The organism is Streptomyces beigongshangae, from assembly GCF_019710745.1.
Classification (GTDB): Bacteria; Actinomycetota; Actinomycetes; order Streptomycetales; family Streptomycetaceae; genus Streptomyces; species Streptomyces beigongshangae.
Window position 1 is genome coordinate 44,695 of record NZ_JAHKJW010000019.1, and the last position, 11,770, is coordinate 56,464.

The following is an 11,770-nucleotide window of genomic DNA, read 5'->3' on the forward strand; positions in this document are numbered from 1 at the left end:
GCCCTCCCCCTCCGGCCCTCCCCTCCGGCCGGAGCGCCCTCAGCGCAGCGACTCCCACAGCTCCCCCGCCTCCGGCTCCCGCGCCACCACCCGGTTGGCGTCGAACGGGGCCGGGACCACCGGCATCGTCACGGTCCCGGTCGTCGTGGAGGACAGGGACCGCAGGCTCCGGCCCAGGTCCATCAGTTCGGTCAGGGAGTCGAGCCCCGTGTCCGTGGTGAGGCTGCTGGTGAGCGCGTCGGCGACCTTGTAGAGGCGGGTGGGGCTGCCGAGGAGGTCCGTGGCGGAGACCTGGTCGAGGAGCGCCTTCACGAGTTTCTGCTGGAGACCTATGCGGCCGAGGTCGCTGCCGTCGCCTATGCCGTGCCGGGTGCGGGCGAGCGCCAGGGCCTTCGTACCGTCGAGGTGGTGGGTGCCCGCCTCCAGTTCGAGGTGGCTGTCCTCGTCGGAGATGTCCTCCTCCGTGGTCACCGTGACCCCGCCCAGCGCGTCCACCAGGTCGGCGAACCCGGCGAAGTCGATCTCGATGTAGTGGTCCATGCGGACGTTCGTCAGGGACTCCACCGTCTTGACCGCGCAGATGGGCCCGCCGACGGAGTAGGCGGTGTTGAACATCGCGTTGTACGCCTCCGACGTCGACCCGTCACCGTCACCGGCGCCCGAGTCACCCGAGTCACCAGACCCGCCCGGCTCACCGGGGTCGTCCGAGTCCTCCGGGCCGTCCGGACCTTCCGGGGAGCGCGGGCAGGAGGGCCGGGTGACGAGGGTGTCGCGCGGGATGCTCACCACGGTCGCCTCGGAGCGGCCCTCGTCGACATGGAAGATCATCGCCGTGTCGGAGCGGGCGCCCTCGCTGCTGCCGCCGCCGAGTTCCTTGTTGCGCTCGCCGCCGCGCGAGTCCGAACCGAGGACCAGGATGTTGAGCGCGCCGCCGGGCAGCGGGTCCGCCGAGTCCGTCGGGGTGGTCATGCCCCGGGCCGGGCGGTCGTCGCCGAGGGCGCTGTCGATGTCGACGCTTCTGATGTTGTGGTTCAGGTGCCAGTACGTCCAGGCCGCCCCGATCGCCGAGACCGCCAGTACGCAGCCGAAGGCGATGCCCGCCGCCTTGAGCAGCCGCGACCGGCCCGCCCACCACGGCCGCCGCCGCTCTTCGCCGGGTATCGCGGCGTCCTCGCCCCCGAGCCCGTCTTCCCCGCTCACGCCAACGCTCACAGGGAGAACGTAAGTCCGAATTATTACAAGGAACAACAACTTCGCGGCTTTACTTCGGAAACTCTCAGATTTCGTCGAGATTCCTCGGAGCCGTCTTCGAAACTTTCGATACTTCCGGGGCCCTCACACCACCGCCGGCGGCGGAGCCGTGCTGCTCCGGACCACCAGGCTCGTGGCCAGCTCGACGCGGGTGGCCGTCGAGGGCCGTTCCGAGCGGCCGAGGTCCAGGACCAGCCGGGCCGCCGCCTCGGCCATCTCCGTGAGCGGCTGGCGCACGGTGGTGAGCGGCGGGCCGACCCAGCGGGCCACCGGCAGGTCGTCGAAGCCGACGATGCTCAGGTCCTCCGGCACGCGCAGGCCCAGCTCGCGGGCGGCCTCGTACAGGCCGAGCGCCTGGAGGTCGTTGCCCGCGAACACGGCCGTCGGGCGGTCCGGCAGCCGCAGCAGTTCGAGTCCGCACCGGTGGCCGCTCTCGTGGTGGAAGTCGCCGGTGCGCACGAGCGCCGGGTCGACCGGCAGCCCGGCCGTGTCCAGCGCCGCCCGGTAGCCGTCGAGCCGGGCCCGGCTGCACATCATCCGCGAGGGCCCGCTGATCACCCCGATGCGCCGGTGGCCGAGGTCCGCCAGATGGCGGGTCGCCGCCAGCCCGCCCTGCCAGTTGGTGGCGCCGACGGACGGCGCGTCGTCGCCGGGGTCGCCCGCCGGGTCCACCACCACGAACGGGATGGAACGGCTGGTCAGCAGCGCCCGCTGGGACTCGTCGAGTCCGCTGAGGACGAGCACGACCCCGTGCGGGCGGCGCGCGGCGACCTGGTCGGCCCAGGTGCGGCCGGGGGTGAGCCGGCCGGCGCTCTCGGAGAGGACGACGCTCAGCCCCTCGTCCCGCGCCACGTTCTCCACGCCCCGGATGACCTCCATCGCCCACGCGCTCTCCAGCTCGTGGAAGACGAGGTCGATGAGCGGCGACCGGGACGCCTCGGCCCGGCGGCGCCGGTAGCCGTGGTGGCGCAGCAGTTCCTCGACCCGGGTGCGGGTCGAGGGGGCCACGTCGGCGCGGCCGTTGAGCACCTTCGAAACAGTCGGGGCCGAGACTCCCGCCTCGCGGGCGATCTCGGCGAGGGTCGCTGACTGGGCTACGGCGGGATTCGGGCGAGTCATGAACCGGATCGTATCCCTGCGCAACCTCTTGACGAACCCCCTCGCCCGCCATACGTTCCCGGAACATTCGAAACACCAGCCGAAACATTCGTGACGCGAGTGCGCCGCGCGGACGAGCGTGCCGCAGAACGTGCCACAGAACGTGTCGCAGAAGAAGAGGTGCTGTCATGGAGTCGATCAACGGGCGGTCCAACGGCGGGCGGCCCACGGGCGGAGGCCCCGGCGAGGGCCCGAGCGAAGGTCCGAGCGGGAGCCCGGGTGGCCGTCGCGCCTTCAGCAGGCGCTGGGTCCTGGGCGCCGGTGCCACCACCCTGCTCACCACCGGCCTCACCGCCTGCGGCTCCGACGGCGACTCCGGCGGCGGCGGCGACACCCTCACCGCCTTCGTGTACGGGGACGACGCGGCGAAGATCCAGCAGACGGCCGTGGACCGCTTCAACAGGTCCGGCGCCGCCAAGTCGGCCAAGGGCAGGGTGAAGCTGGAGAGGATCCCGGGCGCGGAGTACCCGGCCAAGCTCCGCACGGCGATGGGCTCCCCGAGCGCCCCCGACATCTTCTTCAACTGGGGCGGCGGGTCCATCAGGGACTACCAGGAGGCGAAGCAGGTCGTCGACCTGACCGACACCATCGGGAACGACCCGGCCCTCAAGTCGGCCTTCCTGCCCGCGGTGCTGGCGGCGGGCGGGCTGGGCGGCCGCAACTACGGGATACCGATGCGCGGCATGCAGCCGGTCATCCTCTTCTACAACAAGTCCGTCTTCGCCGAGCACAAGCTCCGGCCGCCCACCACCTGGGACCAGCTGCAGGACGTCAACGCCAAGCTGAAGAAGGCGGGGATCACCCCGTTCGCGCTCGGCGGCGCGGACACCTGGACCGAGCTGATGTGGCTGGAGTACCTCGTCGACCGCATCGGCGGCCCGGAGGTCTTCGCGAAGATCCAGGAGGGCGACGCGTCCGGCTGGGGCGACCCGGCCGTCCTCAAGGCCGCCGAGACGGTCAAGGAGCTCATCGACGACGGCGCCTTCGGCTCGAAGTTCAGTTCGGTCGCGTACACCAACGGCGGCGCCCCCGCGGTCTTCGCCAAGGGCAAGGCGGCCATGCACCTGATGGGGTCGTGGGAGTACTCGACGCAGCTCGGCAAGTTCCCGTCCTTCGCGAAGAACAACCTGGGCTGGTGCGCCTTCCCCACGGTCGAGGGCGGCGCCGGCGACATCCGCAACGTCGTCGGCAACCCCACCAACTACTGGTCGGTCAACACCCGGGCGGGCAACAAGGACGCCGCGATCGCCTTCCTGAAGGACTGCGCGTCCCGGACGTACGCCCGGGCCCTGGTCGCCAACGGCGACATCCCGGCGACCTCGAACGCGGCCGAGCTGCTCGACTCCTCACCCAACCCGGAGTTCGCGAAGTTCCAGTACGGGATGGTCGAGAAGGCGCCCGCCTTCACGCTCTCCTGGGACCAGGCGGTGGGCTCGGACGTCGCCACCCCGATGCTCACCGAGATCAACAAGCTGTTCGTCGGGAAGTCCTCGCCGAGCGAGTTCGTGTCGGCGCTCAAGGAGCTGAAGTGAGCGCACCGAGCCCCACGAGGACCCCGCCGGGAGACCGGGCCGGGGAGCACGCGGAGCCGGCCGGGAGCGGGGGCCCGCACCGGCCCCGCTCCCGGCCCCGTCCCCGGGCCGCGGCCGGCCGGCCGCACGCCGCCTGGGCGCTGCCCGGCGTCCTCTTCTTCACGTTCTTCGCCGTGGTCCCGATGGGCCTGGCCTTCTACCTCTCCTTCACCAGCTGGGACGGTCTGGGCGACCCGGAGCCCGTCGGCCTCGACAACTGGCGGAAGCTGCTCGACGACGACCGGCTGGTCCAGTCCCTGTGGCTGACGGTCCTGCTGACGGCGGCGAGCTGGGTCTTCCAGACGGTGATCGCCCTGCTGCTCGGCGTCTGGGCGGCGGGCCGCCAGCGCAACCGGGCGGTGCTCTCCGCGATCTTCTTCGTCCCGTTCCTGCTGTCCTCGACGGCCATCGCGCTGCTCTTCTACGCCCTGCTCGACCCGAACTTCGGCATCATCCAGGAGAACACCCTCGGCTCCTCCGGCGGCGCGTTCCTGGCGATCGTGTTCGTCGGCGGCTGGCAGTTCATCCCCTTCCACACCCTGCTCTACCAGGGCGGGGCCCGTCAGATACCCGAGGTCCTCTACCAGGCGGCCGCGATCGACGGAGCGGGCCGCTACCGCCAGTTCTTCTCGATCACGCTCCCGCAGCTGCGCCACACCATCACGACGTCCACGGTCCTGATGGTCGTCGGCTCGCTCACGTACTTCGAGACCGTGCTGATCCTCACCAAGGGCGGTCCGGGCACCGACACCGCGATCCTGCCGTACCTGATGTACGAGGCGGGCTTCAAGAGCTACGACTTCGGCTACGCGAGCGCCATCGCGTCCTTCCTGGTGCTGGCCGCCACGGGCCTGTCCCTGATCCTCGTGCGGCTGACCGGCTTCGGCGGCATGCGCAGTACCCGCGAAGGGATGTGACGCAGTGTCACACGATACGTTGCCGCGCCCGCGCCCGCGTCCCGGGACGACCGGGGAGCGCCCCACCGGTCCGCCCCCGGCCGGCCACCGCCGCCACTGGACCAAGCGCGCCAACCCGCTCGCGGGACTGGGCTCGATCCTCTGGCTCGTGGTCGTGCTCGTCCCGATCTACGCGATGCTGTCGGCCTCGCTCACCAGCCAGGACAAGGCGCTCACCGGCAACCCGCTGTCCCCGCCGACGAGCCCGACGCTCGACAACTACAACACCGTGCTGAACAGCGGCTTCGGCCACCTGCTCGGCAACACGGCGATCGTGGCCCTCGCGGTCGTGGGCATCGTCCTCGTCCTCTCGGTCCCGCTCGCGTACGTCGCCGTCCGCACCCGCAACCGCTGGTCGGGCCTGGCCTTCCGGCTCTTCCTCCTCGGCGTCGCGATCCCGGCCCAGGCGGTCGTCGTGCCCCTGTACCTGCTGATCGCCAAGCTCGACCTGTACGACAGCCTGCTGGCGGTCATCCTGCCGACGGCGGCCTTCGCGATGCCGGTCTCGGTGCTCGTCCTGGTGGGTACGCTGCGGGACGTGTCGGAGGAGTTGTACGAGGCGATGGCCCTGGACGGCGCCTCGCCGCAGCGGATGCTGTTCCAGCTCGCCGTCCCGATGGCCAAGGGCGGCATCAGCACGGTCGTCATCTACGCGGCGCTCCAGGCGTGGAACGGCTTCCTCTTCCCGCTGATCTTCACTCAGTCCGACGGCCCGCGCGTCCTGACCCTCGGGCTCTTCAACTACGTCAGCCAGTTCGGCGTCAACATCCCCGCGCTGCTGGCCTCGGTCGTCCTCTCCGGCGTCCCGATCTTCGCCGTCTACCTGGTGGCCCGCCGCGCGCTGGTCGGCGGCCTGATGGGCGTGGGCGGAAAGTGAACCCACTCGACCCCGGCCCCGCCACGGCCCCCGCCGCCCCCGCCTCCGCTTCTGCTTCCGGCTGCCACTCTGACTGGAGTTCCATGACCACCGCCCCCTGGCGCGATCCCGCCCTGCCCGCCGACGCCCGGGTCGACGACCTGCTCGCCCGGATGACCCTGGAGGAGAAGACCGCCCAGCTGTACGGCGTGTGGGTGGGCGCCGCCACGGACGGCGGCGGGGTCGCCCCGCACCAGGACGAGATGGCCTCGGACTTCGACTGGGACGAGGTGATCACCCGCGGGCTGGGCCAGCTCACCCGCTCCTTCGGCACGGCCCCGGTGGACCCCGCGCTGGGGGCGCGGGCCCTCGCCCGCGCCCAGCGCCGGCTCGTCGGGGCGGGCCGTTTCGGCATCCCGGCCGTCGCCCACGAGGAGTGCCTCGCCGGTTTCACCGCGTGGGGCGCCACCGCGTACCCCGTCCCGCTGTCCTGGGGGGCCTCCTTCGACCCGGACCTGGTCGAGGAGATGGCCCGCCGGATCGGCCGCGACCTCGCCTCCGTCGGCGTCCACCAGGGCCTCGCCCCCGTCCTGGACGTCGTACGGGACCTGCGGTGGGGCAGGGTGGAGGAGACCATCGGCGAGGACCCCTACCTCGTCGGCACGATCGGCGCGGCCTACGTCCGCGGCCTGGAGTCCGCCGGGATCGTCGCCACGCTCAAGCACTTCGCGGGGTACGCGTCCTCGGCGGGCGCCCGCAACCTCGCGCCCGTACGGGCCGGGGTGCGCGAGTTCGCCGACGTCACCCTGCCCCCGTTCGAGTTCGCGCTGCGCGAGGGCGGGGCCCGCTCGGTCATGGCGGCCTACACGGAGACGGACGGCGTGCCGGCCTCCGCGGACCCGTACCTGCTGACCGAACTCCTGCGGGAACAGTGGGGGTTCACCGGTACGGTCGTCAGCGACTACTTCGGCGTCGGCTTCCTGCAGACCCTGCACCGGGTCGCGGGCACCGAGGCGCAGGCCGCCGGTGCGGCGCTGGCCGCGGGCGTGGACGTCGAGCTGCCGACGGTCCGCTGCTACGGGGACCCGCTGGTCGAGGCGGTACGGGCCGGCGAGATCCCGGAGTCCGTGGTGGACGGGGCGGCGGCCCGGGTACTGCGCCAGAAGTGCGAGCTGGGCCTGCTGGACGAGGACTGGAGCCCGGAGCCCACCGGCCCGATCGACCTGGACTCGGCCGCGAACCGCGCCCTGGCCCGCCGCCTCGCCGAGGAGTCCGTGGTCCTGCTCGCCAACCCTGAGGGCCGGCTCCCCCTGGCCCCCGACACCCGGATCGCCGTGGTCGGCCCGCGGGCCGCGGACGCCCTGGCCATGCTGGGCTGCTACTCGTTCCCCTCGCACGTGGGCGTCCACCACCCCGACCTGCCGGTGGGCATCGGGATCCCCACGCTCCTGGACTCCCTGCGCACGGAGCTCCCCGACGCCAAGATCACGTTCACCGAGGGCTGCGACACCACCGACCCGGACACCTCCGGCTTCGCGGAGGCCGTCGCGCGCTCCACCGAGGCGGACGTCTGCGTGGCCGTGCTCGGCGACCGGGCGGGCCTCTTCGGCAACGGCACCTCCGGCGAGGGCTGCGACGTGTCGGACCTCGACCTGCCCGGGGTCCAGGCCCAGTTGCTGGACGCCCTGACGGCGACGGACACCCCGGTTGTCCTGGTCCTGCTGACCGGCCGCCCGTACGCGCTGGGCCGCTGGCACGACCGGCTGGCCGCCACGGTGCAGGCGTTCTTCCCCGGCGAGGAGGGCGGCCCCGCGGTGGCGGGCGTCCTGTCCGGCCGGGTGAACCCCTCGGGCCGGCTCCCCGTGAGCGTCCCGCGGGCCCCGGGCGGCCAGCCCTGGACCTACCTCCAGCCGCCGCTGGGCCTGGCCGGCGAGGTCAGCAACCTGGACCCGACCCCGCTCCACCCCTTCGGCCACGGCCTCACGTACACCGACTTCACCTGGAAGGACACGGCCGACCGCCACGCGCAGACCGGCACGGACGAGCCGTACGACGTCTCGGTCACGGTCCGCAACACGGGCTCCCGCGAGGGCACGGAGACCGTCCAGCTCTACCTCCACGACCCGGTCGCCTCGGTGACCCGCCCGGACGTGCGCCTGATCGGCTACCAGCGGCTGACCCTGTCCCCCGGAGAGGCCCGCCGGGTCACCTTCCACTTCCACCCGGACCTGTCGTCGTTCACCGACCGCGGGGGCCGCCGCGTCGTGGAACCGGGCGCCCTGGAACTGCGCCTGTCCAGCTCCAGCACCACCCCCCACCACACGACCCACCTGACCCTGACGGGCCCGGAACGCCGCCTGACCCCGACAACCCGCCGCCTGACTTGCCCGACAACGATTTCTTAGGGCGGGGGGAGCAAGGGGCGCGGGGAACGGTGCGGTCTTTCTGCTTTCAGGGGTGCGGGGAACGGCGCGACCTGGGGGCACCTCCCGGCCGGAGGCTGGAGGACCACGACGCACCCGCACCCGCACCCGGCGAACAACCCCGAAAACTACTCGACCACCTCGAACCGCCACCGATGAACCGCCCGGGCCACCAACCCCGCATCCGGCTCCGGCAACTCGGGCAGCTCGGCGTCGTACGCGGCATCCCACCACGTGATGACGAGCACCCGGTCGCCCGGAGCCCGCAGGACCTCCCGTCGCAGGGGCCGCGCCGGGAGGTCCTGCTCCCGCACCCAGGCGAGCAGTTCCTCCCCCCGCCCCCCGGCGGCCCGCGCCTCCCACATCAACGCGACGCTCATGAGTACAGATTGCCCTTGGCGACCTCGTGCACATGATCGTGCGAGGGGGAATGCGAGGGAGAGCGCCCCGGCACATGCGGGTCGGTGACCGGCAGCGACGAGTCCGCCGACAGGTCCCAGTCGGAGGCGGCCCGCCCCCGGGCCACCATCTCCGCGCCGAGCGCGGCGACCATCGCACCGTTGTCCGTGCACAGCTTGGGCCGCGGCACCCGCAGCGTGATCCCCGCGGCCTCGCACCGCTCCTGCGCCAGCGCCCGCAGCCGCGAGTTCGCCGCCACGCCGCCACCGATCATCAGGTGGTCGACGCCCTCGTCACGGCAGGCCCGTACGGCCTTGCGCGTCAGCACGTCCACCACCGCCTCCTGGAAGGACGCGGCCACGTCCCGCACCGGCACGTCCTCCCCCGCCGCCCGCCTGGCCTCGATCCACCGCGCCACGGCGGTCTTCAGCCCGGAGAAGGAGAAGTCGTACGCCGCGTCGCGCGGCCCGGTGAGCCCGCGCGGGAAGGCGATGGCGGCCGGGTCGCCCTCCCTGGCGTACCGGTCGATGACCGGCCCGCCCGGGAAGCCGAGGTTCAGCACCCGCGCGACCTTGTCGAACGCCTCGCCGGCTGCGTCGTCGATGGTCGCGCCCATCGGCTTCACGTCGGAGGTGATGTCCGAGGACAGCAGCAGCGAGGAGTGGCCGCCGGAGACGAGCAGGGCCATGGTCGGCTCGGGCAGCGGGCCGTGCTCCAGCTGGTCCACGCAGATGTGGGAGGCCAGGTGGTTGACGCCGTACAGCGGCTTCCCCAGCGCGTACGCGTACGCCTTCGCCGCCGAGACCCCGACGAGCAGCGCGCCCGCGAGCCCCGGGCCCGCCGTGACGGCGATCCCGTCGAGGTCCTTCGCGCTGACCCCCGCCTCCTTCAGCGCCCGCTCGACGGTCGGCACCATCGCCTCCAGGTGCGCGCGGGACGCGACCTCGGGGACGACCCCGCCGAAGCGGGCGTGCTCGTCGACGCTGGACGCGATCGCGTCCGCTAGCAGGGTGGTGCCGCGGACGACACCGACGCCGGTCTCGTCGCAGGAGGTCTCGATGCCGAGGACGAGGGGTTCGTCAGCCATGGGTCTCGGTTCCTTGCAGGGAGGTTGACGGGTCGTTGAGGCGCATCACGAGGGCGTCCACGTTCCCCGGCTGGTAGTAGCCGCGCCGGAAGCCGATCGGCTCGAAGCCGAAGCGCTCGTACAGCTTCTGGGCGCGGATGTTGTCGACCCGGCATTCGAGCAGCACCTCGGTGCACTCGAAGGCGGTCGCGGCCCGCAGCAGTTCGGTCAGGATCAGCGCGCCGAGGCCGGTGCCCCAGTGCTCCCGGGCGACGGCGATGGTCTGCACGTCACCGGAGTCCCCGGCGGCGGCGAGTCCCCCGTACCCGACGATCCGCCCACCGCTCCCGGCTCCGTCGCCGCCGTCCGCGCCCTCGGCACCGGTCTCGGCCACGACGTACCGCCGGGTCGCCGCGGGCCCCCGCGCGTGGGCCAGGTCGGACCAGAACATGCCCCGCGACCAGGCGTCCTCGGGGAAGAGGTCCCTCTCCAGTTCCAGCACGGGCTCGATGTCCCACCAGCGCATCTCGCGCAGCACCGCGGTCGTCACTTGGGGGTGACCACCTTGTAGTTCTTCGGCACCTGCGCGTCGGGCCTGCGCAGGTAGAGGGGCCGGGGCGCCTCCAGTTCCTCGCCCGCCGCAAGGCGCTCCGCGGCCAGGGACGCGAGCGAGGCCGCCGAGACGTGCTCGGGAGCGCGGGCGTCCGGGAAGGTGCCGGGGTAGAGCAGCGCGCCCGCGCCCACGGCGGGCAGCCCACCGGGGTCCAGGTCGCCGGGCCGGTCCACGGCGGGGTCGGTGACACGCGTACGGGAGTCGGCGTACCGGGCCCAGTAGACCTCCTTGCGGCGGGCGTCGGTCGCCACCACGAAGGGGCCCTCGACGTCGGCCGCGTACGCGAGGCCGTCCAGCGTGCACAGCCCGTGCACGGGGACGCCGAGCGCGAGCCCGAACGTGTCGGCGGTCATCAGGCCGACTCTGAGCCCGGTGTACGGGCCGGGGCCCACGCCGACGACGATGCCGGTGACGGCGTCGAGCCGCAGCCCGGCCTCGGCGAGCACCCGGTCGACGGCCGGCAGGAGCAGTTCCCCGTGCCGGCGCGCGTCCACCTGGCTGGAGGCGGCGACGACGGACGTGCCGTCGTGCAGCGCGACGGTGACGGCGGGGGTGGCGGTATCCAGAGCGAGCAAGAGCACGCGAACAGCCTACGGCGCCCGGGCCCGGCGCACGGCCGCCTCAATCCGGTGGAGACCTCCTGCTAACGTCATACCGTCACAGCACGGACAAATGCCGTACGAGAGGTGGTCGGTCAGGATGGTTCGGAGCAGCCGGCGCGGCCGGGGCGGCTCGGGGATCGTGGCCGCGCTCACCGCGGCGGCGCTCGCGACGATCGGTTTCCTCGCGTACCAGGCGTCGGTGCGCGCGCCGGTCGACCTGGGCGAACCGCGGGCCGTGGGGGCGTCGTCGGCCGCCGTGCCGGAGGCCGCGCCGGCCGGGCAGTACTCGACGGCACTGCCCGCCGGGTCGGGCACGGGCCGGCGGGTCGTCTACTCGCTGGGCGACAACCGGGTGTGGCTGGTCGACCCGGAGGGCCGGGCCCTGCGGACGTTCCTGGTCAGCCCGGGCACGGTGGACCCGCCGCTCGCCCGGTACACCGTCACCTCCCGCTCCAACGCGATCGTCGGCTCGGACGGCGTGGCCGTCGAGCACGTGGTCCGCTTCGCGAACGTGGAGGGCATCTCGATCGGCTTCAGCGCCCCGGCGGACGGCCGGGTCACCCTCCCCGACCCCACGAAGAAACTCGGCGGCATCAGAACATCGAGAGAGGACGCCACAGCGATGTGGCACTTCGCCACGATCGGCACGACGATCCAGGTCACGACCTGACCCCGCCCCAAAGGGGCGCGGGGAACCGCGCGACCTGGGGCACCTCCCGGCCGGAGGCCGGGGGACCACAGCGCACCCGCGGATCCCGACCGGCCCCGCGGAGCGCTTCGCGGAGCGCCCCGCTAAGCCGCCCGCTTCCGCCCCTCCACGCGCCCGGTCACCGAGGACTCCGCAACCACCGGCGGAGCCGCGGGCGGCTCCGACA

The 11,770-nt window shown here is 72.8% G+C and carries 11 protein-coding genes; 5 read left to right on the top strand and 6 right to left on the bottom strand.

Translation table 11 applies throughout. From position 1 onward, the window contains the following. Positions 1-39: 39 nt before the first annotated feature. Together KM933_RS16805 and KM933_RS16810 are read right to left on the bottom strand one after the other, a co-directional pair. A complete protein-coding gene (locus KM933_RS16805; protein WP_221352956.1) occupies positions 40-1,212 on the bottom strand; it encodes an LCP family protein in 1,173 nt (390 codons plus the stop codon). Between the two features lie 123 nt (positions 1,213-1,335). After that, positions 1,336-2,370 (bottom strand): LacI family DNA-binding transcriptional regulator, encoded by a 1,035-nt coding sequence (locus KM933_RS16810; RefSeq protein ID WP_221352958.1) that lies wholly within the window; start codon positions 2,368-2,370, stop codon positions 1,336-1,338. Between the two features lie 167 nt (positions 2,371-2,537). Here KM933_RS16810 and KM933_RS16815 point away from each other — a divergent pair, with 167 nt between their 5' ends. From KM933_RS16815 to KM933_RS16830, 4 genes are all read left to right on the top strand, one after another. Beyond that, positions 2,538-3,941: an ABC transporter substrate-binding protein gene (locus tag KM933_RS16815; RefSeq protein ID WP_221352960.1), complete on the top strand. Its 1,404-nt coding sequence runs from the start codon at positions 2,538-2,540 to the stop codon at positions 3,939-3,941. 140 nt (positions 3,942-4,081) lie between these two features. After that, entirely contained in the window at positions 4,082-4,897 is an 816-nt protein-coding gene (locus KM933_RS16820; RefSeq protein WP_221353129.1) for a carbohydrate ABC transporter permease, read from the top strand. A gap of 4 nt (positions 4,898-4,901) precedes the next feature. Then, positions 4,902-5,813 carry a carbohydrate ABC transporter permease gene (locus tag KM933_RS16825; protein ID WP_221352962.1) on the top strand — a complete coding sequence of 304 codons (912 nt, stop codon included), beginning with the start codon at positions 4,902-4,904 and terminating at the stop codon, positions 5,811-5,813. 83 nt (positions 5,814-5,896) lie between these two features. Further along, positions 5,897-8,197: a beta-xylosidase/alpha-l-arabinosidase gene (locus KM933_RS16830; RefSeq protein WP_221352964.1), complete on the top strand. Its 2,301-nt coding sequence runs from the start codon at positions 5,897-5,899 to the stop codon at positions 8,195-8,197. Positions 8,198-8,343: 146 nt separating this feature from the next. Here KM933_RS16830 and KM933_RS16835 read toward each other — a convergent pair whose 3' ends face one another. From KM933_RS16835 to tsaB, 4 genes are read right to left on the bottom strand one after another with little or no spacing between them, the layout of a single operon-like run. Further along, positions 8,344-8,595, bottom strand: coding sequence for a hypothetical protein (locus KM933_RS16835; RefSeq protein ID WP_221352966.1), 252 nt, complete (start codon positions 8,593-8,595; stop codon positions 8,344-8,346). Further along, positions 8,592-9,701: a tRNA (adenosine(37)-N6)-threonylcarbamoyltransferase complex transferase subunit TsaD gene (tsaD, locus tag KM933_RS16840; protein ID WP_221352968.1), complete on the bottom strand. Its 1,110-nt coding sequence runs from the start codon at positions 9,699-9,701 to the stop codon at positions 8,592-8,594. The genes KM933_RS16835 and tsaD overlap by 4 nt, the downstream gene beginning before the upstream one ends. Then, positions 9,694-10,230, bottom strand: coding sequence for a GNAT family N-acetyltransferase (locus KM933_RS16845; RefSeq protein ID WP_430727328.1), 537 nt, complete (start codon positions 10,228-10,230; stop codon positions 9,694-9,696). Before KM933_RS16845 ends, tsaD begins: the two co-directional genes overlap by 8 nt. Then, complete coding sequence (tsaB, locus tag KM933_RS16850) at positions 10,227-10,874, bottom strand: tRNA (adenosine(37)-N6)-threonylcarbamoyltransferase complex dimerization subunit type 1 TsaB (protein ID WP_221352970.1); 648 nt, start codon at positions 10,872-10,874, stop codon at positions 10,227-10,229. The genes KM933_RS16845 and tsaB overlap by 4 nt, the downstream gene beginning before the upstream one ends. Before the next feature lie 118 nt (positions 10,875-10,992). Here tsaB and KM933_RS16855 point away from each other — a divergent pair, with 118 nt between their 5' ends. Continuing rightward, a complete protein-coding gene (locus tag KM933_RS16855) occupies positions 10,993-11,565 on the top strand; it encodes a hypothetical protein (protein ID WP_221352972.1) in 573 nt (190 codons plus the stop codon). Positions 11,566-11,770: the final 205 nt, after the last annotated feature.

Bases quoted from the DNA above. Each gene is read 5' to 3' on its own strand.
- KM933_RS16810 (WP_221352958.1), bottom strand. From the start codon at position 2,370: ATGACTCGCCCGAATCCCGCCGTAGCCCAGTCAGCGACCCTCGCCGAG.
- KM933_RS16815 (WP_221352960.1), top strand. From the start codon at position 2,538: ATGGAGTCGATCAACGGGCGGTCCAACGGCGGGCGGCCCACGGGCGGA.
- KM933_RS16830 (WP_221352964.1), top strand. From the start codon at position 5,897: ATGACCACCGCCCCCTGGCGCGATCCCGCCCTGCCCGCCGACGCCCGG.
- KM933_RS16835 (WP_221352966.1), bottom strand. From the start codon at position 8,595: ATGAGCGTCGCGTTGATGTGGGAGGCGCGGGCCGCCGGGGGGCGGGGG.
- tsaD (WP_221352968.1), bottom strand. From the start codon at position 9,701: ATGGCTGACGAACCCCTCGTCCTCGGCATCGAGACCTCCTGCGACGAG.
- KM933_RS16855 (WP_221352972.1), top strand. From the start codon at position 10,993: ATGGTTCGGAGCAGCCGGCGCGGCCGGGGCGGCTCGGGGATCGTGGCC.